Origin of the sequence: Ralstonia sp. OTU4908 (assembly GCF_038440115.1) — a bacterium.
In the GTDB taxonomy this organism is placed as follows: domain Bacteria; phylum Pseudomonadota; class Gammaproteobacteria; order Burkholderiales; family Burkholderiaceae; genus Ralstonia; species Ralstonia pickettii.
This window is the reverse complement of record NZ_JASATD010000043.1, coordinates 1-23,279: the sequence shown is the minus strand read 5'-3', so window position 1 is coordinate 23,279 and position 23,279 is coordinate 1. Positions and strand designations below refer to the sequence as shown.

The following is a 23,279-nucleotide window of genomic DNA, read 5'->3' as shown; positions in this document are numbered from 1 at the left end:
TCGTTTGCGGCACCGCACGAATCAGTGCAACGGAATCGGATGACGCATCCGCTCCCAGCGGCGGGCCATACTCTGGCGCAGTGCCGTCAGCCCGTGCGGCTGAGAAGCGTTGCCAGTGTCGGCCTGTGCTGCCTGCGTTGTCACACAAGCGTCACGCGCGACGCGGCGCCGGCCGTGCCACATCAGCACCCCGCTCGCCGTCCAGCCGATTACGAACAGCGTATCGCCGACATGGCGGAGCGAATCGGGCGAGGTGCCGGCGTGGAAGATCGCACCGAGCATATCGGGAGGCAGTTCCGCGCAAATCCACAGAAAAATCGCCGGCGCAGAAGCAAAGACTCCTGGCTGCCACCACGGGTGAGCAACTTGCACTTTGTCGGTCTCCATGGCGCCCTCCATCGCTTCTTCTAGTGATCTTCTGGTGATGCTTTGATCCTATGCTTCGTCTGCGCAAATGGCGACCCGCCAGCCGCTGAACGGCATGTCGGATTCGTCCGACATCGGCCACGGGCAAGCGCATACGGCTGATCCGTTTGGGCTAGGGGCCATTCCCCATGGCATGCGGATGGCGTAACGACGCGGCGAGAGCATGGCGCCTGGGCCCGCGTGTAGACGATTACGGTGGAGGCGCCCCACGCAGGCTCATATGCATAATGCATAAATCCGGCACATTGATGCCGTACCGTTCGCAACACACTCGTCCCGACATGCTGGCCGCCACCCACCTTCAACGCCGCGATGCACGCTCCGGTGTCACGCTGCTGCAACCCGCCACGCTTGTGGTGCGGGCCGGCGACCGCATCGCCCTGACCGGGCCATCTGGCGGGGGTAAGAGCGTGCTGCTGCGCGCGCTGGCGCTCCTCGATCCGCTCGATGGCGGCCAAGTGACGTGGCAAGGCGAAGCGATCCACCTGAGCGCGGTCCCGGCGTATCGCTGTCATGTCGCATACGTGCGCCAACGTCCGGCGCTGCTGCCCGGTACGGTGGAAGACAACCTTCTGATGCCGTATCAGCTGCGTGCACGGCGCCACAGCGCGGCATTCGACCGTGACGCGGCCATCGCTCTGCTCGCTGGCGCGGAGCGCGACGCCAGCTTTCTTGAAAAAAATGCCGGCGATCTTTCCGGGGGCGAAGCGCAGATCGCCGCGCTGGTCCGCACGCTGCAGACCAGGCCGACCGTGTTGCTGCTCGATGAGCCGACAGCGGCGCTCGACCCTGCGTCCGCGCGCGCGGTTGAGTCGCTCTTGCAGCATTGGTTTGCGCAGGCGCCTGATCGGCATGCCTGGATATGGGTGACCCATGATCCGGCGCAAGCCGGGCGCATCGGCCATCAGCAGTGGCGCATGGCGGCTGGGCATCTCGATACGGAGACCGCGCGATGAAAGGGCAAGACCTCTCGCTTTCCGCCTGGCAGGTCGGCATTGCAGCCGCGCTGATCTTCGTGAACGGCGCACTGTCGATCGGACTGGGCCTGGGGCTCGAGCGACGCCTGGCGTGGGCGGCCGTGCGCACCGTCGTGCAATTGCTGGCGGTGGGTTTCGTGCTCGAATGGGTCTTCGCCCACGCGCATTGGGCGGTGGTGCTGGGCATCGTGGCCGTCATGACGCTGATTGCCGGACATGCCACTGGCAGCCGCGGCGCGCGCGGCTATGCGGGCTTGCGGCTGGACGGCACGTTGTCGGTCTTCGGCAGCACGTGGCTGATCGGTGCAATCGGGCTGGTGATCGTCCTGCACGCGCGCCCGTGGTACGAGCCGCAATACGCGATCCCAATCATGGGGATGATTCTGGGGAACACGCTCACGGGCGTCGGCCTGGCGCTCGAGCGCATGACCGGCGAGCTGACCGCCACGCGCGACCAGGTGGAGACGATTCTCGCGCTCGGCGGCACGCGCTGGGAAGCGGCGCGCAATGCAGCACGCGCGGCCGTACGGGCCGGCATGACACCGATCATCAACCAGATGACCGTGGTGGGCGTGGTGAGCTTGCCCGGCATGATGACGGGCCAGGTTCTGGCGGGGCAGCCTCCGCTGGAGGCCGTGCGCTACCAGATCGTCATCATGTTCCTGCTGGCGGCATCTTCCGGGCTGGGGACGGTTGCGGCGGTGCTGCTGGCCTATCGCAGGCTGTTCAGTCCAAATCATCAATTGCTCAGCGCACGTATCGGGCAACGCGGCGGAGCGAAATAGCATGCCGATCGCCCTGTCCTGCGGCCTCGTGCTGCTCAACGAAGATGGCGACGTGCTCCTCGCGCACGCCACCGAGACGCGCCACTGGGACATCCCCAAGGGCGCGCCGGACCCCGGCGAGGATCACCGCGACACCGCCCTGCGCGAGACGCGCGAGGAGACCGGCCTCGTGCTCGACAGCCACGCCCTGATCGAACTCGGCCGGTTTCCGTATCGCCGCGACAAGGAGCTGCACCTGTTCGCCGCACGCCTGCGCCGCGCCGAAGTCGCACTCGACACGCTGACTTGCACGTCGATGTTCAACAGCTATCACTCCGGCCGGCTCATCCCGGAGATGGACGCATACCGCTGGGCCACGGCGGACGAGGTACCGAAGTATGCGAGCCAATCGCTCGCGCGGCTGTTTGCACAGACGTTGACGCTGGCGAGCATCGATGCCCGCCTCGCCGAGGCCGGGCTGTAGACGAACGGCGCTTAAACCGGCACGTCGCCTTCGATGGTCGTGCGATGCAGCGTGCGCCGATACTTGTCTGGACAGCCCGGCGCGAAGTGGATGGTGGAGCGGTTGTCCCAGAACAGCATGTCGCCGGGGCGCCACTGGTGCGTGTAGACGTTGTCGGCGCGGACGCTGTGGGCGAAGAGTTGCTCCAGCACGCTGGTGCTCTCGTCTTCCGGCAAACCCAGGATGTGCGACGTGAAGCCTTCGTTGACGAAGAGCGCACGCTTGCCCGTTTCCGGATGCGTGCGCACAACGGGGTGATCGACCGGCGGCACGGCGTCGCGCTGCGCTTGCGTGAGCGGCGGACGCCAGGTCGACAGCGCGCGCAGTCGCTCATAGCGGTACACATACGAATGCACCGCACGGCGGCCTTCGATGATGCGCTTGAGATCAGGCGGCAGCGTTTCGTAGGCGCGCACCATGTTGGCGAACAACGTGTCGCCGCCCTCTTCCGGCAACTCGCGCGTGAGCAACATCGAACCGAGGCTCGGCAGCGGCTTGTACGAAAGGTCTGAATGCCAATCCCGCCCTGCATCGCCCAGGCCGATCGGCTTGCCGTTCTCGACCACGTTGGAGACGACCAGGATTTCCGGATAGCCGCTCAGATGAAACTGGTTCAGCACATGCACCTGCTGCGGGCCGAAGCGGCGGCTGAACGCCACTTGCGCCTGCGGCGTGAATTCGACGTCACGGAAAACGAGCAGGCCGTCATGCGCGAGCCACGCGTGGCGGATGGCGGCGATGTCTGCGTCGGACAAATCGGCTGCATCGCCCAGGCCAAGAACCTCTGCGCCAAGCGGCGCGTCGGGCAGACGGCGAATGTGGAATCGGGCCGTGTGAACGGCAGGAGCATCCGTGGCAACAACGGCGGCAACAACGGCGTCGGACATGATGTAAGCGCGCGGCAATAGACGAATTTCACATTACACCGCTCGCCCCCGCCGCGTGCCAACGAAGGAATGAGCAGATCGATAGGCGCTTAGCCGTAGATGGTGGCGTCGGGCAGGATGCCTTCCAGCGCGTAGCGGCCGATGGCTCGCAGCTTGTAGTCGAGCGGGTCGTGCAGCGTATGCGTGCGCGCGTTGCGCCAGAAGCGGTCCAGCGCGAGCGCCGCCTTGGTCGAGCGTGCGCCCGTCGCCTCGAACAATTCCTGGGCGACGAACAATGCGGCGCGATGTGCCAATACCTTGGCTTCGGCCGTAGCGAGCGACACCTCGGCACGCTCCTCGGCGCTGAGCGCAGCGCCTTTGCGCCAAGCGCGGTCCAACCGCTGGATGGCGCGATCGGCCAGCGCTTCTGCAGCCAGCCATTGCACGCGCATCTCGCCAAAGCGGTGAATTTGGTAAGGATCGTCCGCCGCGCGCTCCACACCCGATGTAATCCACGGCCGTGACGATTGCAGCGTGTGCTTGCGGGCCTCGTCCAGCGCGCCTGCCGCAATGCCCGTGTAGAGATTGACCAGTACGTTCTGCGCGATACAGGAACGCAACGTTTGATATGGCGTGAGGACGGCCTCGGGGCGGACCAGCACTTCGTCTTCGCTGACCTGCACGTGCCGGAATTGCACAGACGCGCTGTCGGTCTGGCGCTGCCCGATCGGATGCCAGTCATCCCGCACCGTGATGCCGTAGCGCGCTGTCGGCACCACCGCCACAACGGGGTTGCCGCTGGCCGCGTCGTGGGCAGACACGACCATCACGTCGGAGCCGAGCGTGCCGGAACAGAAACCCTTTTCGCCATCGAGCAGCCAACCGCTGCCCGAGCGCTGCGCACGCAGCCGATGATCGAGCGGGTTGACGGCGTTGCCCCACCACCAGCCCAGCTCGGCGGTCGGACGCAGGAAGCGTTCGCGTTGCGCGTCGGAGCCGTACAGATAGACGGTTGCGGTTTGCAGATACTGGAAGGCGAGCAGGTGCCCAAGGGAGCTGTCGACCGCGGCGATGGCGCGCACTGCGGCAAAGGCATCGGCCCAACTGACGCCGCTTCCGCCGTATTGCGTGGGGATCACCAGGGGCAACAGGCCCGCTCGCGCAATCGCAGCTTTCTCGTGCGCGGCATGGCCGCCGTGCTGGTCACGCTGCGCTGCGGTTGCCGCCAACTCAGCCAGCAGTTGCGTCAGGTCTGGAAGTTGATGCAGATCGTCGAGCTTCATGCGTTTGCCTTGCGTCGGAGACGCCATCCGGTGCAGGCACTATACGGACGGCGCCTACCGCCTTGAAGGAAGCAATCCGCATACGCATATCCAGCGCGCGACTATGCGTAGTGCACGCGCATGCGCTCGAGGCACGCGCGCACATCGCCCACGACGAGGTGACAACTGCACGCAATCATGAGGTTGCGCGGCAGGCCGAAATTTTCCACGGCCCAGCCGTCGGCATCGTTGCCGTTGGTGTTCGGCACCTGCGCCAGGAGCGGCGCGGCGGGCACGTGATAGCACCACACGTCTTTGCCGCGGGCGATGGCGTAGCCGATTTCGAAGCACGTGCCGGAATCGGGCTCGTGGCCGCGGAAGTCAACTACATTGGCGAGCACGGCGTCAGCTGAATCGATCAGCGCGATGTTCTGGCGATAGATCTCCGCAGCAGTGGCGGGGCCGTCGGCCTGCGGGGCGATCGCGTTATCGAGCGGATACAGACCGATGAAGCCGAACTCCGCGCACAGCGTTTTAAGGGCTTCACCGTGCACGACGGGCTCGGGACGGAAAACATCCGGCCCGGCGAGGTAGAGACGCAACGTCATGACGCAGCCTCGACAACATGCACCGTCGAAGCACGCTCGACGAGCGTACCGGGCAGCAACACGACACGGGCATCGCCCGTCACGCCTTCGATGCGTTCATGCACAAATTCGACGGCCTTGTAACCGATGTCGTACGTCGGTTGCCGGATCGTCGTGATGCCGATCAATTCCGCCCATTCCGGATCGTCGATCGACAACAGCGCCGCACGCTCCTGCCACGCCGCGCCGAACTGCGTGCGCAGATGCCGCGCCACGATGAGCGCCACCGGCGCATTCGCAACAAACAGCGCCAGCCGTTTTCCGCCGCGGCTGTGCACCGCATCGATGCGTGCGGCGATCTCGGCCAGCGCACGTTCAGTCGAGGCGGCGTCGTTCGGGTCAAGCACAATGGCTGGCTCCGCTGGCCGCCCTCGCGCTGCCATCGCCTCTCGGAATGCACGTTCACGCTCGCGCCGCGAGCTGACCTGCTGAAACGGCTGCACGATGAACTGGATGGCATCGAAACCTTGATCGAGCAAATGCTGCACGCCCAAGCTGACGGCGTCGCCGTTATCGAGCCCCACGAGGTCGGCGTCGAACCCTTCTACCGTGCGATCCACCAGCACAGCCGGAATGCCGCCGCCCCGCAGCGGACGTAACACGGCCTCTTCCGCGCCGAGCGCGTTGACGATCAGGCCTTCAACCCGATACGTCGTCAGCAACTGGACGAACCGGCGCTCCATCTCGATCTCGTTTGCGGCGTGGCAGATGAGCGGCATGTAGCCCAGCGCGTGGCAGGCTGCCTCGACGCCCTGCAGGACTTCGATTGTGTAAGGATTGGTCAGGTCGGCCACCAACATGCCGAGCAGGCGATTGCGGCCGCGCTTGAGACCGCGCGCCATCTGGTTGGGCCGGTAGTTCAACCGCTGGATGGCGGCTTCGATGCGCTGTCGCAAATCTTCGGAAAGGACCTGCATCTCGCCGTTCAGATAGCGGGACACGCTGGTCTTGCCGGTTCCCGCTTCGCGGGCCACGTCGGTGATGGTCGCAGGGCGCGAGGAAGAGGATGGGAAATCAGTCACGTTGCGCTTCAGAGCAGGCCGTCGGCGCGAGGGGCCGGAGCCGGAGTGCGAGGATCATAGCGCAATCCCGGCACGCAGCTCACGAGGTGCGCGCGTGCTCCAGCACCTGTGGATTGACCAGGTTTTCACGTAACGTGCCGGCGAGCGCCTTGATCAGGTTGTCTGCCGCGCAGCGCGCCATTGCGTGCCGCGTCTCGTGCGTTGCGGAGCCGATATGGGGCAAGGCCACCACATTCTTCATCGCCAGCAATGGCGAGTCGGGGGGCAGCGGCTCGTGCTCGAACACATCGAGCCCGGCGCCGCGGATCGTGCCATTGCGCAAGGCATGAATGAGCGCCGCTTCGTCGACGACGGGCCCCCGCGATGCATTGATCAGGATCGCGCCTCGCTTCATCTTGGCCAGTTCCGCCGGCCCGATCAGGTGCTGTGTTACGGGCGTCAGCGGCACCTGCAGGCACACAAAATCCGATTCGGCTAGCAATGCGTCGAGCATCACGCGGCGCGCGCCGTACTGCGCTTCAGCCTCGGGATGCGGATGCCGGTTCGTGTAGAGCACAGGCATCCGGAACCCCAGCGCCGCACGGCGGGCCAACGCCGCGCCGATCCGACCCAGCCCGACGATGCCGATCGTCTTGCCCTGGACATCCGTGCCGTAAAGTTCCGGCCCGATGCTGCGCTGCCAGTTGCCGGCCCTGACCCACTCGGCCAACTCCACCACGCGACGCGCCGAGGCGAGGATCAGCGAAAACACGGTATCGGCGGTCGACTCGGTCAACACATCCGGCGTGTGCGCAAGCGCAATGCCGCGACGCGTGAGATCGGGCACGTCGAAATTGTCATAGCCGACAGAGATCGTGGACCATGCCCTGAGCCTGGGCGCGCTGTCGAGCATCCGAGGCGTGATCTTCAGGCTCGCACCGATCGCGCCTTCGGCGTTGGCAAGCGCCTCGGTCAACGCCGCGGCACCGTCAACCTGCACGAGTTCGACATGCTCGCGCAACTGGGCCGCAACGTCGTCGGGCAGCGGCTTGTAGGCAACGACAAGCGGTTTCATCGGTTCATTTTCCAGGGACAGGATTGGCAAGCGGGTAAGCGTCACGCGGTTGCGGCTTGACGCAGAGCGTGAGCACCACGGCGGCCAACAGCGCCGCGCTCATGAATGCGTACGACGCCAGCGGAGAGCCCGTGGCACCGTTCAGGTAGCCAACGAAGTACGAGCCGACAAACGAACCGAGGGCACCCATGCTGTTGATCAACGCCATCGCGCCACCGGCGACGTTCTTCGGCAGCAACTCCGGCACGATCGCGAAGAACGGACCATACGGCGCATACATCGCCGCTCCGGCGATCACGAGCAGCACATACGACATCCAGAAATGCGTGGACCCGAGCGCAAACGATGCGGCAAACGCCGCAGCGCCCACCAGCAGGAACGGCCAAACGAAGGCGCGCCGCGACCCCACCTTGTCGGATGCCCACGACGCCGCGAGCATCGCGATGGTGGCCGCAAGGTACGGCAGCGCCGACAGCCAGCCCGTCTCGACCATGCCGAGCGACGAGCCGTTCTTGACGATGGACGGCAGCCACAGCACGAAGCCGTACACGCCAATGCTCCAGCAGAAGTACTGCGCGCAGAGTTTGATGACCGCAGGCGAGCGGAAGGCCTCGCCATAGTTGCGCATCGGCTTGATGGCCGCCTGTTCCGTTGCCAAGGCTTGTTCCAGATCGCGTTTTTCCTGGGGGCTCAGCCACGGCGCCTGCGCGGGCTTGTCCTGTACCAGACACCACCAGCACACGGCCCAGATGATGGCGGGCACGCCCTCAGCGATGAACATATGGCGCCAGCCAAACTCGCGCACGAGGTAGCCCGATACCACCGACATCCACAACACCGTCACCGGATTGCCGAGAATCAGAAACGTATTCGCACGCGAGCGTTCTTGCTTGGTAAACCAGTTGCTGATGTAGATCAGCATTGCCGGCATGACGGCCGCCTCGACTACGCCCAGCACAAAGCGGATCGCAAGCAGCGAGGGAATGTCGCTCACGACACCGGTGAGGGCCGCGCACAAACCCCATAACACCAAGCTGATGAACACGAGCTTCTTCACGCTGCGGCGCTCTGCATAGATCGCGCCCGGTATCTGGAAGAAGAAATAGCCGAGGAAGAACAGCGCGCCAATCAACGACGACAGCCCCTGGCTGATCCCTAGATCGTGATTGATGCCAGCCGCCGCCGCGAAGCCATAGTTCGCGCGGTCGAGGTAGGCCAGGCTGTAGGTGATAAAGACGATCGGCATGATCATCCACCAGCGCTGCGCAGCAAGTTGCGTTGCCATGTTCGTGTCTCCTTTGATGGTGTGCGTTGCCCGCGAGGGCGGCAGTCGAAGCGCTGCGTTAGACGCTGGGAATGGATTCCGGCTCGCACCCCAGGCGGGCCGTTTCTTCAAGTACGTCGAGCGCGGCACGCGTCGGCAGGCCTTCCGAATCTCCGATCACCTGGATCGCCAGCGCGCCAATCCGGTTGCCGCGCGCAACGGCCTGCTCTGCGGACAGCCCTTCAAGCAGCGCGCTGACTACGCCCACCGCAAAGCCATCGCCCGCGCCGACTGTGTCGACAACGCGCTCCACACGGACGCCGTCGGCGATGCCTTCCGCGCCATCAGCGGTCTGGTAGTAAGCGCCGGCAGCGCCCAGCTTGATGGCAACGCCGCGCGCACCCCGATCGAGATATAAGCGCGCGATGTCGGCTGGAGTGTCATGGCCGGTCAGTTGCCGCCCCTCAGCCAAGCCGGGCAGCACCCAATCGGAAAGCGACGCCAACGCGTTGAGCGTGGTCACCATCTCCGTTGTGGAACGCCACAGCGTTGGGCGCAGGTTCGGGTCAAACGAAATCGAGCGACCAGCCGCACGCATCTGCCTCGCGAGGTGGAACGCAAGTTCGCACGACGACGCAGAGATCGCGGGAGCCACACCCGTCAGGTGCAGATGGCGCGCGCTGAGTACATAGTCGGCCGCATAGTCGGCGCGGGAGAGGCGGCTGGCAGCCGAGCCTTTGCGGAAGTACTCGACACGCGGGTCACTGCCATCGTCGGCGCGCGACTTCAGCTGGAAGCCCGTGGGATATTGCGGATCCACAGCTACACACGATGCGTCGATCCGTTCGCGTGCCAGCGTTTCCAGCACGTATTCACCAAACGAATCCTGCCCCACCCGGCTCACATAGCCGACGCGAAAACCGAGGCGGCTCAGGCCGACTGCCACGTTCAGATCGGCACCCGCGATGCGCTTGGTGAACTGCGTGACCTGCGCGAGCGGCCCCGGCGCCGTCGCCACAAACATCGCCATGGCTTCGCCGTAGGTGATTACATCCAACGTATGCGACATGCGCAGGCTCCTTCGATGTCAAGTCACCGTCAGGCGGCCTTGAGCCACACGACATGTTGATGGGCGTCCGCGGCGGGATCGACCGCGTTGAACGGGAATTCGATGCCGCGCGGTACATCGCCGGGCAGCGCGGCCAGCACAGCGGCGAATCCGGCATCGTTGCCCGCAGGCGCCACGGCAAAGCGACGCGCGCCCTCGCCCGCGACGCTCTTGCAATGAATGTATTCGACGTACGGGGCCAGCGCCTGCGCGCACGTAAGCGGCGTTTCGCCAGCCCACTCCCAGTTGCCAACGTCGAACGTCATGCCGAGCATGTCGGCCACGTCCGCCGCTTCCAATGCGCCGAACAAGCCTTGGAACTGCGACAGCGACCCGCCCACCGCCTGCTGACCGTTCTCGACCAGCACCCGTGCGCGCCAGCCTTGCAGGAGTCGGGCCAGCAACTCCGCCGATGCATCGCCAGCGAAGCCGCCAAGCTGGAACTTCACGATGCGCGCACCCAAGGTTTGCGCTTCAACCAGCGCACCTCGGACAGCGACCGTGTCCAGAGCGCCGACGTCCGTGTACAGCGCGGCCGGCGTGGAATAGACCGCCCACAGACCATGCGCTGCCATCAGGCGGCCCAATGCAGCCAGTAAGTCAGCCGATACCGTGCCATCCAGCCCAGCGGGCAACAATTCACGCCGCACCTCGAAGCCGGCTGCGCCGACCGAAGCGGCCAGGGGAACATAGGCGTGATGCCCCTGCTCGCGCACCTGAGCGGCGCCGAACGCGCTCGCAACAATCACGATATCTGCCATGTGTGCGCTTTTTCCGTTATGGAACCGGTTCCAATTGGAGCTATGTTGGTGGCTGCAGATCCTGAACGCTATAGAGGAAATCCCTAGCGGCGGTAGCCGACGCGACCCGTCGGCCATTTGATCCGCGGCGGTCAGTGCGATGGCGCTATCGGGAAGGCACACCGCGCTATCGATGTGAAAAGCCCGGCCACCCAAAGCGGAAGGAGACGGCAATCGCGCGGAGCACGGCCAAACAAAAAGGGCCGACAGTTGCCTGTCAGCCCTTCGAATTTTGGTGGGTCCTGCGGGATTCGAACCCGCGACCAATAGATTAAAAGTCCGTTCCTCGGGCGTCTGCGCCAACCCCTATGACGCTCGGAGCGCGCACCTTGCCCAGCCAAAAACGCCAAGAAAGCGCGGAATATTAATCCAAATTTCGCCTATTTTCAGCAAGATCGCACATCTTCGCGAAATGGCAATAGTCCTGGCAAACCACACGAATCCCGTCTACTGCCCGCAATCTGTGGCAAGAAATAAGAGGATGACGACCTCATTTGTAGCCTATGCGTAGCCTAAATTCGCGGTTTTTGTAGCCTGGAATTTGCCTTGAAACGCGGTATCGCCAGGAAAGCCTTGCCAGTAGGGCCTCTGCGATCAGTGCCAACCAGCGGACAACAGTGGCAAACAGTGGACAACAGGTCCGTTGGACTGTGCATTTGTAACCAAATGTTATGTATAGTGTTCTGGTCCGACTGAGCTGACGCTTCGACGAGCTTCAGTTCGGGGGAGCGGCCACGAGCGTGATCGACCGACGTTACGAGGCAAATTTGCTATGCGAACCCCGGCCGTGCCGCGATGTAGTTCGAACGCGGCCAAAAAAACAACCGAACTTTTTTGTGTCGCGTGCATAGATAGAGATATGAGCCGAGGCATGTAGAGGGCTCTTGCCATAGCAGGGGGGATCTGACGCCGTCGGTTCCGTCGTCAGCGTGTCACGGGGCCAAGCAGCAAAGAAGAATTCATCGGCAGGCGTATCAGATAGAAATGGTGCGACTGCAATAAATTTGTAATGGACCAACAATGCTGACGCAGCAGCCCAAGCGCCACGCCATCCGCGACATCGATGATTTCATCCGAATTCTGCATGGGGATCCTCGCTATGCTTTGGCATTTCGTAATGAAGCCGAGCGGCACATCACATTGAAGCTGCGCCGCAAGTTTCTGCGCAGCTCCTCCGAGATAGTGGCTGACGCGTTCAACACCGCACTCGTAAATTTTTTGCAGACCAAGACCTTCTCTGCCCAGGCATTCTTGGATGGGCAGCCTTCCCAAGGGTGGTCGGCTGAAGAATTGGCACACAGCAAACTCGGTGGTTATCTCTACATGGGTGCAAAGAACGCGCTCATCCAGTCCTGGCGTAGGGCAGGCAAGAATGAAATCGCCTTTGATGACGAGGACGATCAAGACACAACTGACAGTGCTGCTACCAGCATCAATCTGAAAAATCTGGCGGATACGTCGCTGTTCAGCGACCCGGATGCGGCCTACGAGCACAAGACCATGCTGCAACGCTTACTGGACTGCGTGGGCAAACTGAGCGAAACCTTGCGCACGACCATGGAATTTTTCCTGGACGATTGCTCGATGGAGGTGATTTCAGAGCGGCAAGGCATAAACGTTGCCACGGTCAAAAGCCGCCTGCACGCTGCGCGCAAACTGGTTGTCGAGTGTGGTCGTAAAGGTGTGCCCAATCATGTCTGATGACCGTGTACTGGATTACCTCATGAGCATGAATGGCGAGCGCGAAGGCGCGGGAAGGCGCGCGTTCGAAACTGAACTGACTCAAACCCCAGCATTGCGGCAGGAGTTGGAGGAGTGGCGTTTGCTGGGTCAGGCACGCCAGTTGAAATACAACGAGTCCGTGCGGACCAAGCGCGATAACGCTTTTCTGCAAGTATTGGGACGCTTTGCCCAGGACCTGAACGCTAAACCATCACATCTTGCGGGGCCGAATAATTCCGTATGGAGGCGATTGTGGAAATGGATCTGGCCCGGTCCTGTTAGCCCCCTGCTCCCGCTGGGATGGGCGCTAGCTGCGGCCATGTCCATGCTGGCTTTGCAGTGGCGCACGGTCGGCGTGGAAAGCACCCTTTTAGCCACACGCGGCGGCGAGAACTTGTGTCCGAGGCTGTCTATTTCCCTGCCCGATGCCGTCACTGCAAAGCGGCTGAGGGATGTGCTTGCGCAATACAACGTGCATTTGATTTCTGGTCCTGACGACGACGGGCGTTTTGTGCTGAGTGCGCCGAGGAGCTCCTCGCTTTATGACGCGGCCAGAGTCCTGGACGTCGCTTCCGCAACGCAGTTGCCTGATGCGGTCTGTCCTCGTCCATGAGGTATGCAATGTATCGACTTTTTCTAAAAAAGGTGTTGCTGCTTGCGGCATTGATGATGGCAAGCACTTTCGCGCAGCTTGTCCACGCGGCGAATGCTGTCGATATCAAGCACCGCTACGCATTGGTAATAGGCAATGCAAAATACAGCGTTCCGGCCAACGTCTTGCTCAATCCTGTGAATGACGCAGCGCTTGTGTCGGATGCGTTGCGCAAGCGGGGTTTCCAAGTAACCAGCCTCATCAATCAAAGCAGAGCACAGATGGAGAAAGCGGTTGACGACTTCGCTGGTCGGGCCGAAGGTGCGGATTTAGCGCTGGTGTATTACGCAGGCCATGCCGTGGCAATCGACGGGATCAATTATTTGTTTGGCGTCGATCTCGGCATGCCACTGAGCGGCGTGAACATTAGTTTGGCTCAGCAAAGCGCATTAAGCATGAAGGTCATCTTGATGGCGCTCAATCGCGCCAAGATTCGAGCGCGACTGCTGGTTCTCGACGCATGCCGGGTCAACTTGACTCGCGGGGCGGATCAAGCTGGCTCCTTGGCGAAAGTGGTACCAGCCGGAGGGGAGCTCATCGCTTTTTCGACTCAGCCTGGCGCTACGGCGGAGGATGGGTTTACTCAGGGCGGCCCCAAAAACAGTCCCTATGCTTACTACTTTTCATCCAGGTTGCAGGCGCTATCGCCAGACGAGCCCGTTGAGAATTTCTTCAAGCAAGTCACTGGCGACGTGCAAACAGTAACCCAATATCGACAAATACCCAGTTATAGCGCCAGCTTGGTTGGTGACGTGACTTTTGTCAGCTACAGGAATACTACAACGGCGGCATTCGGCTCAGTTGGCGTGATGATGGAACAAAGGCGTGGGGTCGATCCGGCACTTAGCAAGAACATGCTCTGGATGCGTCTGGACGATTGGGCCATTGATATCGAGCGATCAGCGCGTAATGCGGACGCGCTGGAATTGAAATCCATGCGCGCAAGGGCTGAGATGGGGGATGTCATGGCGATCACCGAGCTGGGCATGATCTCAGGCTTGGGAAAAATTGTGCCTAAGGACATGGTCGAAGCAAAAAGGCGCTTTGAGCAAGCGGCAAAAATGGGGTTCCCCTTGGCCAAGACATATCTGGCTGCAATGCTTTGGCTTGGTAAAAACACGCCGGCCGAGATTGCCCGGGCCCGTGTCGAGGCGGAGCCGCTCCTGCGGGAAGCATGGGATGGAGGTTCACACCGAGCGGCGAGGCAACTTCTTTGGGTACAGAATCTTCTGGATAAACAACCCAACCCGGTCGATTTGAAACGCTACAACGACGAAACATATGAGTATGTCAGGTTAGGTGGTGATCCCCTGAACATGAAGATGCAAAAAAATGGTATTTGTCCCGCGGACATGTCGGTGCGTGAATGCATAATTGCCCATCCTGAAATTCCGATTAATGAAATATAAGGGGAATATATTGTGCAATTTTTTCTGTTATCTTTGATTGGTGCTTGACGGGAATCAACTGCAATGGCGTGCGGTAGGGTTTAATTGCATGCCATTGTATCAATAATGTAAAAATTATCAGCGAACACAACGGAGAAGTTACCCATGAGAAAAACCACAACAATTGCGGCGTTATTTCTACCCCTTTTTCTGGCGGCATGTGGTCAAAAGCTAAGTGGAACCTACGCGTCCGTCTCCCCGCAAGGATTGGGGAATGCTTTGGATGGAGCCGTGATTTTGGAATTTGAGTCGGGTGACAAGGTGGTCATGAAATCACCATTCGGCTCTACAGAGACCAATTATTCCGTGGACGGGAATAAGCTCAAAATTGCAGCCAATGGGCAGAATATGATTCTTGAGATTCAGGATGACGGGAGTATTGCCGGATGGCCTGGTGGCATGCTCTTGAAGAAGAAATAAAGTAACCAAGATACTAATAATTGAGTGGGGATAAGTCGATATGAAAAATTTCATACTTGCAGCAATGGTTGTCGGCGCACTGGCAGGTTGTAGCGATAAACCCCGTGGCCCGGTTGAGGTTCTAGGGAAAACGTACATGGTGGCTAGCACCGCCACGCAGGTGGAATTCACCAACAAGGACACGGCGACGGCGACGGATCTCAGTACGGGCAAGCATCAAGAGTGGAAATACACATTGCAAGGTGATGTAATGACGATCACCATGCCGTGGGGAAATGGTCAGCCTCGCACATTCGACCTGCATCGCAACGGGAATGATTTCTCTGGTGATCTGTCGATAGCGCCGAAATCTCCAGCCGATGATGCTCGGATCGAAAAAATCAAGCAACAGGAACAGGAAAAAAAAGCTTCAGAAGAACGCTCGAGCCCAAAGGGATCCCCCTCTGACAAATCAGCTTATGCAGCCATTAAAGACATAGGCGATGAGAATAATGAATGGTACGTCTGGACGGCAATGGCGTGGAACGCAAAAGATCAGAACGATGAATCCAAGCTGGGCATCCTTTCGCGGGTCTGGTACAGCACGAACGATAGCTTCGCACGTCAGGCGGTAAAGGACAAAGAGCTCGTGCGTATCAACAAAAAATTGGATGACGTCAAGAAGATCGACTACGTCGCGGTCAGCGAAAGCAAGGGGGACCCTGATTTCGTCTCATTCGATACCATTTCGGACAAAGCTGGCTACGACTTCGACAAAAAGGGATTCCGAGTTATCGGAAGCATATGCGCCGGAAATCTCACGTCACTCGGAGGGAAGTCTGGTGTTCGCTATAGATTCATTGGTGATGGGCCAATCTGCTTCTTGCCTGTTGCCGATGAAGAGGCTGCGAAGAAGATAGAAGCGCTGCGCTCGACATCTCAATCAGGAAGTCTGCGTATTGCGACTACCGTGTACTCGAAGATCGCTGGGATGAATGGCGCAGAGTTGCAGCTTGTGCCAGTAGGCGCCGATTACGCCGTCTACAAGCGCTCCTACAAGCCCAACACACCGGATGATCTGATCGCTACCGCGAGCTATTGGCCGTACAAGTAACGAAGACAAATCCATTACCACGCCTGAAAAGGGGGCGACTCTGCGCAACCCTCTCAAGAGGGTTGCTCGATTGGCGCGCCCTTAAACCACACTCGCCATAAGCCCAATATATGAAAACCGCCTCGGCATACAAAGCAAAGACGCGTTCTCTCTCCGTTTCAAACATCCTCGCTCTCAGCACCATCATGGTCGCCTTGACGGCGTGCGGTGGCGGCGGAGATGGCAGCGGCAGCAGCAGTACGTCGACGTCGGGGGGCTCGACCACGACCGCACCCCAGCAGGACGCGGTCAGCCAATCGTCGGCGGCTCTCGTCGCCCAGACCGGCGCAACCGCCGTGCCCGGTACGACCTCGACCGCGCAGGCATTCGATCTCACGGCCGACATCGGCGACACGTGGCGTGTTGTGCTGAACCAGGATGGTTCATTCACGATCAAGGTGTTGTCGACCCAATATGGCCTGAGCGACATCTCGGGCACTTATACCCAATCGACTAGCGGCAGTGTCACCACATACACGGGCACCAGCACGAATGGCAGTTTCACGCTCAAGCTGGATACTCGCACCCGCATCATTGGCGGCAACGTCGTACTCCGCACACGCAACTCCAGCGTTGCAGGCTCGGGCTATTCCGTTCCTTCGGACACGACCAAACTGGCCGGCGACTATTTCTTCATTGGCACATCCCGCAATGCCAGCAACGGCGGAGTTCCAGCGTTCATGGGCGGCACGTTCCGCATCGCGGCCAATGGAACCGATGTCACGCTGTGCGATAGCGGCCTGATCAACGCGTCGGGTACCTGCAATGCCGTTTCAGGTTCGAGCACGCCGGGCCAGTACGCCCTCAAGCTGGTGAAGAACGCCGCCGATGGTTTGATCCACGTCCAACAGAACGGCTCGGATTTCGGCATTTTGAGTTTCCAGGCGGGTGACCGCGGTCCCGTTCTGGTCATCGACCGCTTTGGCTACAACCAGGACACTCCCCCGGTGCTGCGCACGGGCGTGTTCTACGCGGGCAAGCAGCAAGTGCTTTCGGGTACCGAACTCAACGGCACGTGGACATGCTCGGATCGAGGGGCGGTCTTCGGCACGGTCACGATCAATGGCACCACCGTGAAAACGGCGGATACCTCCGGGGCGTCCACGGCAGAAACGCTGTACTTCAACGACATCAGCACCAACACCGGGCTGGTTGCCGCCAATGGTGCAGCGACCTCGGTCGTGAACGGTCAGGCTCCCAGCGCTGGCGTGATCGTGCTGCCGCTGTCATCCAGCATGTTCGCTGTCGAGCGCGACGCCGCACAGTCCGTCGGCGTGTGCCGTTGACGATTCTGGATTTCTGCGTCAAACATTTGCTCGCCCACGGGATGCTAGACATCCCGTGAAGCCCCTTTTTCGGAGTGCCCCTTCATGCGCAATTTATGTCGGACTGCCGTGATGGCAATATGACGGCCACCTCTGATGGAAAAAAAGGATGCGTGCCGTGAGGAACGCCAGGCAATGCTGTTCCACCTTGACGTAGTCAACCCATGTTGAGATACCAATGAAAACAGAGGCTTACGTAGAACATGGCAAGTGGGTGACGGACCACATTGCTCCGATCAATGCGGTCATGACGATCTCCACTGCCGTTTTCATTCCGCTCCTGGACGTCCTGCGCCCATACTTTCCCTACATTGGCTATGTGGCTGGCCTGGCGGTTCTTGTGTTCCTCGCCCTGCTGGTCATGAAGGTGCTGGGGATTCCAAGAGGTAAGCAGTTGCAAACCAGCATTGTTATCTGCTCTGGGGTATGCGCAGCAGCCTTTAGCGTGGGAGCCATTGCCAGCGCTCGCCATGCCGATCAAGGCGGGGCAATAGCAGCCAGTGCGCCTTGGGTGGCCCAACTTCAGCAGACCCTCTTGGACATAAAGGATGGCAAGAGCGATAACCCTCGCGTGGAGCTCAAGAACATGGGCGTGGAATGGACGCCTGGCAATCTGCTCCAAGCCTCCAAGGATGGCGACACGAAAGTGGTGGAGCTGTTCTTGAAGGGAGGGATGCCCGTGACCCTTAATGGCACCGGGAATGATCGACAACTACCATTCTATGTCGTTGCGAACAATTATCCCAAAGCCAAGGAGCAGCTAAAGCTCTTCAAGGAAAATGGCGTGGATCTGAACGATCCGCAGCTTGCTGCTTTCAATAATACGGATCTATCCACGCAGCCGCCGAATCTTTACGCTGTAGCCAAGGATCATAGGCATGAAGAACTGGCGTCCTATCTTGCCGAGCTTGGTGTGAAAACGGACGGCTACCCCGCTTGGCAGAAGAGGAAAGAGGAGATGCAGAAGAAGAATAAAGGAATATATCTTTCTTGAAAATAGATAAATTATTTAATAATAAAATGAAGACAACAATTGATGCTCCGATTCAGCCGAAAAGAAAGTGTCGGGTGGAGAAAGTGTCGGATCATGAGGCGGTCATTCATTTTCGCACGGGCTGTTGGCATACGATATTCGACTGGCTGCTTATCGGTATCATTCTTGTCGCTACGTTCGTCGCGTGCGTAATCGCTGGAGGTGCTTTGTCATCTGTAATCGGAAGTATATTTTTGCACCAGAATTGGTTGCTGAGCGAATGGTGGCGAGACGTGATTTTGATATTTGGTCTTTATATCATGTTTGCAATCTGGTTCATAAAGCAAACATGGCCAGGAAAGGCGGCGATCACAGTGATTCCTGAGGGTGTCAAATGGGAGGCGCACCAAGTGACATTTGATGATGTGTTAGAGCTATCCGTGACGTCCGTGACAGAAAAATCAGCAGACCGTTATAGTCGCCTCGTTTTGTCGTTAACTAATAAAGCTCGTGCATCCCTCTCCCACGGTTGGACAAAGGGGTCGATTTTGCGAGACGTCCGAGACACCATTCTTGAGATTGGCCTGATGTTTCAGCCCCAGGGCGCGGGTCGCCATGTCGTCATGCGATCTATCGGTTCGAGCACTCTACCGCCCTCAAGAAAACTTGAGGATTACATAGCAGGATTGGAGAATCGTTGATTGCAATTGACGTGGCTGGATTTATAGAGCATTTTCACGTGATTTGGAGAGGAAATGTCAGATAAAACTGGAGTGAGATTCGTCATGGGCCTGCCTGAGCAACAAGAAGCCGAAAACCGAACCCATGCCATAACAATCCCTCGGAAAAATCCGCAAAATAATGAGCCACATGACAAAATATGGGAACGCTTGCTCAACACCGAGGAGAGCAAAGAGTTTCTTGACGGAGAGGTAAGGAAAGCTGCAAATTTCGTAGGTAAAAATCAGGTCGAGTGAAGTCCTATGCAGTATCCTTTCAGGAATAAACAGAGAACGGGAGATTGTTATGGGATTTTTTAAAACCGCTGCTACGTTGCATGCGCTGGAAAAGGTCGCCGATAATGAAAGAGCGCAAGCAAAGCAGAATCAAATCATCAATGAACAGAACGACAGAATTACCGGCCTGGAAGAAGAACTAAGGCGTGCCAGAAGAGCCAACGACAACTATCTCCCCGCTCCTTCGGGTCGAGAAATGGACCTGGAAAGAAAGGTTCAAGAATTAGGGGATATTGAAAATCTTCTGGCTCGTCCGATGAAGGAGATTGCGGAGAAGAATTTTTTCTTCAAACATACTTACATGAAACAGCAGGAGTTACTGTCTAACTGGATGGTCTCACAGAAAGCTTTTCATGAAATTGCGCTTCGGTACGGAAAAGCGCTGGGGAAGAGTGTTGAAGAAGTATTGGTTGAGGTCAGGCAGGCAGAAACGACCGTCATTGAAGGACGGGCGGAATTTGGTTCTCCAATGAATCCAATGGCAAAGGAGGCATTGGGATATGGCGCACGCCATGCTGTCAAGGTTGAGAGCGAAGAGAAAGAAAAGAAGAAAAGGTTCTTAAAGATTCAACGCGGTTGGTTGGCGGATTGGGAGGATCTCGAGAAGAAGCGTCCTCTCTCGAAAGAAGAGACGGATAAGCGGGATGATCTCATCAAGGAAATCGGCGACATGGAAGCCGAGCTTGCCATGCCGCCTGCTACTCCTGAACTCCACGTGAAATCCGCTTTTTCTTATATTGAGGAGGCGCAGGCGGAGGCGAAAAGGGGCGAGGCGGAAGAATTCGAGAGAAGAAGAAAGGCACAAAGAGAGGCCGATGAGAGTCATTTGGGGAGTGTTGAAAGATCATTGGAGAGATGGAGGCTTGTGGAAAAACAAAGGGAATTGACGAGTGAGGATAAAGAAAAAATTGGACGTATACAAAATTTGTTGAAAGAATGTAAAGAAAGACTTGGATTGGCGTGAGGCACGCAACACACCTTGCGATAAGGTGATCTGATGTATTAATTGATTTTCTAAGCGGAGCTTGCCATGCAATTCGATGAAAATCCCCGTTGGGTGATAAATCAAGCGGAAGCTCTGCTCAAGCTTCTTGAGCTTGGCGAAGCTGAGATCGCCAAAGGAAATTTCTGTACGGCCGAAGATTTCTTTGCAGAAATGGACCAACTTGATGACGCTAACAACGGCAAAATTGATCAGTGACGGAAGCGGCCCCCCTCAACACACGCTCCGCGAGACTTGCTGACGGCAGACCTTACGAAGAACCTGCATGGCGACCGGATGCAACGCGAAAGCATGTTGGAAATATCAAAGTCGCACGCCTGTCGAGACTGGAGTGGTGAGAATAATGCGCTTGATAAGAAAATTTATGCTCCCAATGGAATTGGGCCCGTCGTTGAGGGCTGGCTTCGTATATTGCAAGGCTTGAGGTAAAGCAGGTGGCTATTCCGTGTGAGGGAGGGTGAGGGGTGCGTAGGGTTGTAATAATAAATTTCACATTAGAGTTTTATTTTTTGGTGTAGCAGTCAGAAAGAAAAATCAAGAATAGGACCAGTCAATGAATATTTTCTACCCTCCAGTTGCTTTGGCGGTCGTTGCGATTCTCTATTTCAGGAGAAGCAGATATCCGTTCATGTTAACTTTTGGACAAAAGGTAACCAAGGTAGTTCTCCAAACTGGGCTCATATTGATCGGTGTTTTTCTTGTTGCTGTTCTAAGCGAGGTGGGGCGGCGTCTAACGGGAAATGATCCGGGACTGATGTCTGATCATGCCTTTCTCGATCTGATGATTATTACTATTGCCGCTTATTTCGTCACCTGCTATAGGGGGCATCCAAAAGGGAGTCCAATAGCTAAGCTTCGGAGCTTCTTGGCTACCTTGACTGCAATTTTGGTCAGTCTTTTAGTTTTTGGCATCGTTGCAAGCAATATGAACATGGCAGCGGCATCTCTAATTCCATCATTACTTATGGTGTTTGGTGCTACTGATAAACTTATCCTTAGAGAGATGAGTGTTCAGCAAGGGGCCGCTGTTTCGCCTACCCACTATATCTCAAAGAATTTTGAAATTAAACTTATCGACAACTCTTCTGCCGAGAAGTTGGAGGATAGATTTTCTGTGTATTTGCGATATGATTCTGGAAAGAATCATGGAAGACTAATTGCGGACCTCAAGAAACGCTATGGCGATGAAATTGAGCCGAACAAGGTGGTGGCAGATTTTGATGGCCATATCGTAGCCTACGGGGTTGAATTTTCAGGTGACAAGCTGTTGTATGCCGAATACGGCTGTGCATTTAGTTGGGGCTGTCAAGAAAAGGTGGTTACCCGAACGGGTAGAGATGTGAAACGCACCGTAGTAGGGGGTGGCACTAGTTTGGGCATGACGACTGGTGGAGAAATGGTCTTTGTTAGCAATCCAACAACGACTGTGACTGAGTATGGCGACACGTACACCTACGACAATAGATATGGTATTTTTGAGTTTTTCATGTTTTTTGATGAGGTTGCTTCAATTTCTCCTGTCTCGAATTCAGACCCGTTTTCGGGATATGAGCGAAATGATGAAGGGCGCGACGATTTGAGTAAGCAATTGTTTGTTAAATATTTTGATAAGAATGGTATTGAAACTCTAGGGGGCGTCCTTTCTCAAATAAGAAAGGTATTGATCGAGTCTGGAAATGGGGTTAGGAGGCGGTGAGGCATAAAAAAGCGCCTTCGGGCGTTTTTTTGTTAGATAGATTGTCCTGGTAGCTCGAATCTAATGGAGGTATGCCGCGAGTAAGAGCTATTCATAAATTCAATCTTCGTCAACAGATAGATGTCAATCAGAATTTGGCAGGGTTAATTTGTAGGGTGGCAAGTTCTAAGAACATGAAGTGCCCCCGAGGGGTCCAGCCGCCTGTATCCAAGTAGTGGACGTTTCCTAGCAATAGCGCCTCTGAAACAGTGGTGTGTCCCACAACCACTGCCCGTACGTCCGGAATGATTGGAGCATGAGCGCGCCGTTTCATGTATCGCTGGCGGCTCCATAGAATGTGTTCTTTGACCTCTTCTATTTCTTCACGAGAGGCATCATTGTGCATTTTCTCCCACATGTCGCGCCACGTTGACTCTGATAGGTCCGCATGAACCAAGCCAACGAGGCCACCTGATGTTTCAACCTGTATGGCATAGGGTAGTTCAGCTAAGGCTGTTACATAGGCAAGCTGGTCTTCGTGGCTCATGCTCATAAGCCGTTCTCCGCCATGCCTCTTGTAATCGTCTACACTTTCCCCCATATGGCCCCAGACAATTGCCATTTCCTCATGGTTGCCTTGGACAGCATGGAACCAAGGCTTTTCTACTCCAACATGGATGCTTGGATAAACTAAGGCAATGAAGATCCCCTCCCCCAAGGTAAGGTTCGTATCGACAAGAAAGGCTACTGGCTCACCAGCAAAAAGGAACTGAACGTAAGGGTTGGTAGACGCCGTATCGTGATTGGATTCCATTGTGACACTCACATGAAGTTGGACGTCTTCGCCAAGTCATGTGGTTGAGGGTCATACAGGTATAGCTTGACTTATTCATAGTCCAAAGAACTTGCGTTGTCAGGATTCTTGTACTTTTTATCGATCTCAGCCGCAGCTCGTACTCGCTTAACTGTTCTAGCCTTGTCCAAACCCTTGCTTTCCTCAACCTCGATAAGTGGGTTCTCTTCGTCACAATCAGGAGTCATTTCCCAAACAGGAATAAAGGCAGCAAGAGCTTTAATATTTTCTGGTGTGGCAGGTGCAGTGAAAAGCGAGGCACCTACTGTGAGATACAACAACTTGGTGCCATTGGGTAGTGTTTGGACCGTGACATGCCCAAATCCCATGAGCTGCTGACACTCAAT

The 23,279-nt window shown here is 57.7% G+C and carries 25 protein-coding genes and 1 pseudogene; 15 read left to right on the top strand and 11 right to left on the bottom strand.

Features of this window, described 5'->3' with window-relative positions; genetic code table 11:
• Positions 1 to 21 precede the first annotated feature (21 nt).
• The gene (locus AAHM38_RS22385; RefSeq protein WP_116576847.1) at positions 22 to 387 is read right to left on the bottom strand and encodes a hypothetical protein; all 366 of its coding nucleotides are present in this window, start codon (positions 385 to 387) and stop codon (positions 22 to 24) included.
• 320 nt (positions 388 to 707) lie between these two features.
• Here AAHM38_RS22385 and AAHM38_RS22380 point away from each other — a divergent pair, with 320 nt between their 5' ends.
• The 3 genes from AAHM38_RS22380 to AAHM38_RS22370 are packed head-to-tail and all read left to right on the top strand — an operon-like array spanning position 708 to position 2,651.
• Positions 708 to 1,382 (top strand): ABC transporter ATP-binding protein, encoded by a 675-nt coding sequence (locus AAHM38_RS22380; RefSeq protein ID WP_116576846.1) that lies wholly within the window; start codon positions 708 to 710, stop codon positions 1,380 to 1,382.
• A complete protein-coding gene (locus AAHM38_RS22375) occupies positions 1,379 to 2,188 on the top strand; it encodes an ABC transporter permease (protein WP_116576841.1) in 810 nt (269 codons plus the stop codon). Before AAHM38_RS22380 ends, AAHM38_RS22375 begins: the two co-directional genes overlap by 4 nt.
• Position 2,189: 1 nt before the next feature.
• Positions 2,190 to 2,651 (top strand): NUDIX domain-containing protein, encoded by a 462-nt coding sequence (locus tag AAHM38_RS22370; protein ID WP_116576840.1) that lies wholly within the window; start codon positions 2,190 to 2,192, stop codon positions 2,649 to 2,651.
• Between the two features lie 11 nt (positions 2,652 to 2,662).
• Here AAHM38_RS22370 and AAHM38_RS22365 read toward each other — a convergent pair whose 3' ends face one another.
• The 8 genes from AAHM38_RS22365 to AAHM38_RS22330 all read right to left on the bottom strand — a co-directional run bounded on the left by AAHM38_RS22365 (position 2,663) and on the right by AAHM38_RS22330 (position 10,674).
• Positions 2,663 to 3,577 carry a TauD/TfdA dioxygenase family protein gene (locus AAHM38_RS22365; protein ID WP_116576845.1) on the bottom strand — a complete coding sequence of 305 codons (915 nt, stop codon included), beginning with the start codon at positions 3,575 to 3,577 and terminating at the stop codon, positions 2,663 to 2,665.
• A gap of 89 nt (positions 3,578 to 3,666) precedes the next feature.
• Positions 3,667 to 4,839: an acyl-CoA dehydrogenase family protein gene (locus tag AAHM38_RS22360; protein WP_116576839.1), complete on the bottom strand. Its 1,173-nt coding sequence runs from the start codon at positions 4,837 to 4,839 to the stop codon at positions 3,667 to 3,669.
• Positions 4,840 to 4,940: 101 nt separating this feature from the next.
• Positions 4,941 to 5,426 (bottom strand): nucleoside 2-deoxyribosyltransferase, encoded by a 486-nt coding sequence (locus tag AAHM38_RS22355; protein ID WP_116576838.1) that lies wholly within the window; start codon positions 5,424 to 5,426, stop codon positions 4,941 to 4,943.
• On the bottom strand, positions 5,423 to 6,487 hold the full coding sequence (locus AAHM38_RS22350) for a LacI family DNA-binding transcriptional regulator (protein ID WP_116576837.1): 1,065 nt from the start codon (positions 6,485 to 6,487) through the stop codon (positions 5,423 to 5,425). Before AAHM38_RS22350 ends, AAHM38_RS22355 begins: the two co-directional genes overlap by 4 nt.
• Positions 6,488 to 6,566: 79 nt before the next feature.
• Complete coding sequence (locus tag AAHM38_RS22345; protein WP_116576836.1) at positions 6,567 to 7,541, bottom strand: NAD(P)-dependent oxidoreductase; 975 nt, start codon at positions 7,539 to 7,541, stop codon at positions 6,567 to 6,569.
• A 4-nt stretch (positions 7,542 to 7,545) separates the two neighbouring features.
• Positions 7,546 to 8,826: an MFS transporter gene (locus AAHM38_RS22340; protein ID WP_116576835.1), complete on the bottom strand. Its 1,281-nt coding sequence runs from the start codon at positions 8,824 to 8,826 to the stop codon at positions 7,546 to 7,548.
• 58 nt (positions 8,827 to 8,884) lie between these two features.
• Positions 8,885 to 9,874: a sugar kinase gene (locus AAHM38_RS22335; RefSeq protein ID WP_116576834.1), complete on the bottom strand. Its 990-nt coding sequence runs from the start codon at positions 9,872 to 9,874 to the stop codon at positions 8,885 to 8,887.
• Positions 9,875 to 9,903: 29 nt separating this feature from the next.
• Positions 9,904 to 10,674 (bottom strand): sugar phosphate isomerase/epimerase family protein, encoded by a 771-nt coding sequence (locus AAHM38_RS22330; protein ID WP_116576833.1) that lies wholly within the window; start codon positions 10,672 to 10,674, stop codon positions 9,904 to 9,906.
• A gap of 1,059 nt (positions 10,675 to 11,733) precedes the next feature.
• Between AAHM38_RS22330 and AAHM38_RS22325 the strand changes: the two genes are divergently transcribed.
• The 12 genes from AAHM38_RS22325 to AAHM38_RS22270 all read left to right on the top strand — a co-directional run bounded on the left by AAHM38_RS22325 (position 11,734) and on the right by AAHM38_RS22270 (position 22,100).
• Positions 11,734 to 12,414: an RNA polymerase sigma factor gene (locus tag AAHM38_RS22325; protein ID WP_009238814.1), complete on the top strand. Its 681-nt coding sequence runs from the start codon at positions 11,734 to 11,736 to the stop codon at positions 12,412 to 12,414.
• Entirely contained in the window at positions 12,407 to 13,048 is a 642-nt protein-coding gene (locus AAHM38_RS22320) for a hypothetical protein (RefSeq protein ID WP_009238815.1), read from the top strand. The genes AAHM38_RS22325 and AAHM38_RS22320 overlap by 8 nt, the downstream gene beginning before the upstream one ends.
• Positions 13,049 to 13,056: 8 nt before the next feature.
• Positions 13,057 to 14,496 carry a caspase family protein gene (locus AAHM38_RS22315; RefSeq protein WP_009238816.1) on the top strand — a complete coding sequence of 480 codons (1,440 nt, stop codon included), beginning with the start codon at positions 13,057 to 13,059 and terminating at the stop codon, positions 14,494 to 14,496.
• Positions 14,497 to 14,640: 144 nt separating this feature from the next.
• Entirely contained in the window at positions 14,641 to 14,955 is a 315-nt protein-coding gene (locus tag AAHM38_RS22310; RefSeq protein ID WP_009238817.1) for a hypothetical protein, read from the top strand.
• A gap of 40 nt (positions 14,956 to 14,995) precedes the next feature.
• On the top strand, positions 14,996 to 16,048 hold the full coding sequence (locus AAHM38_RS22305) for a hypothetical protein (RefSeq protein ID WP_009277308.1): 1,053 nt from the start codon (positions 14,996 to 14,998) through the stop codon (positions 16,046 to 16,048).
• A 185-nt stretch (positions 16,049 to 16,233) separates the two neighbouring features.
• Complete coding sequence (locus AAHM38_RS22300) at positions 16,234 to 17,373, top strand: hypothetical protein (RefSeq protein ID WP_232295837.1); 1,140 nt, start codon at positions 16,234 to 16,236, stop codon at positions 17,371 to 17,373.
• 217 nt (positions 17,374 to 17,590) lie between these two features.
• Positions 17,591 to 18,406, top strand: a complete 816-nt coding sequence (locus AAHM38_RS22295) for a hypothetical protein (protein ID WP_009238820.1) — start codon at positions 17,591 to 17,593, stop codon at positions 18,404 to 18,406.
• On the top strand, positions 18,403 to 19,086 hold the full coding sequence (locus AAHM38_RS22290; protein WP_232295838.1) for a hypothetical protein: 684 nt from the start codon (positions 18,403 to 18,405) through the stop codon (positions 19,084 to 19,086). The genes AAHM38_RS22295 and AAHM38_RS22290 overlap by 4 nt, the downstream gene beginning before the upstream one ends.
• 54 nt (positions 19,087 to 19,140) lie before the next feature.
• Positions 19,141 to 19,362 (top strand): hypothetical protein, encoded by a 222-nt coding sequence (locus AAHM38_RS22285; protein WP_009238822.1) that lies wholly within the window; start codon positions 19,141 to 19,143, stop codon positions 19,360 to 19,362.
• A gap of 49 nt (positions 19,363 to 19,411) precedes the next feature.
• The gene (locus tag AAHM38_RS22280) at positions 19,412 to 20,365 is read left to right on the top strand and encodes a hypothetical protein (protein ID WP_009238823.1); all 954 of its coding nucleotides are present in this window, start codon (positions 19,412 to 19,414) and stop codon (positions 20,363 to 20,365) included.
• Between the two features lie 66 nt (positions 20,366 to 20,431).
• A complete protein-coding gene (locus AAHM38_RS22275; protein WP_009238824.1) occupies positions 20,432 to 20,602 on the top strand; it encodes a hypothetical protein in 171 nt (56 codons plus the stop codon).
• A gap of 355 nt (positions 20,603 to 20,957) precedes the next feature.
• On the top strand, positions 20,958 to 22,100 hold the full coding sequence (locus tag AAHM38_RS22270) for a hypothetical protein (RefSeq protein ID WP_009238825.1): 1,143 nt from the start codon (positions 20,958 to 20,960) through the stop codon (positions 22,098 to 22,100).
• Between the two features lie 127 nt (positions 22,101 to 22,227).
• On the opposite strand, the gene AAHM38_RS22265 is transcribed toward AAHM38_RS22270, so the two are convergent.
• Positions 22,228 to 22,893 (bottom strand): serine/threonine protein phosphatase, encoded by a 666-nt coding sequence (locus tag AAHM38_RS22265; protein WP_009238826.1) that lies wholly within the window; start codon positions 22,891 to 22,893, stop codon positions 22,228 to 22,230.
• A gap of 71 nt (positions 22,894 to 22,964) precedes the next feature.
• Positions 22,965 to 23,279: pseudogene (locus AAHM38_RS22260) on the bottom strand (hypothetical protein); the annotation flags it as partial.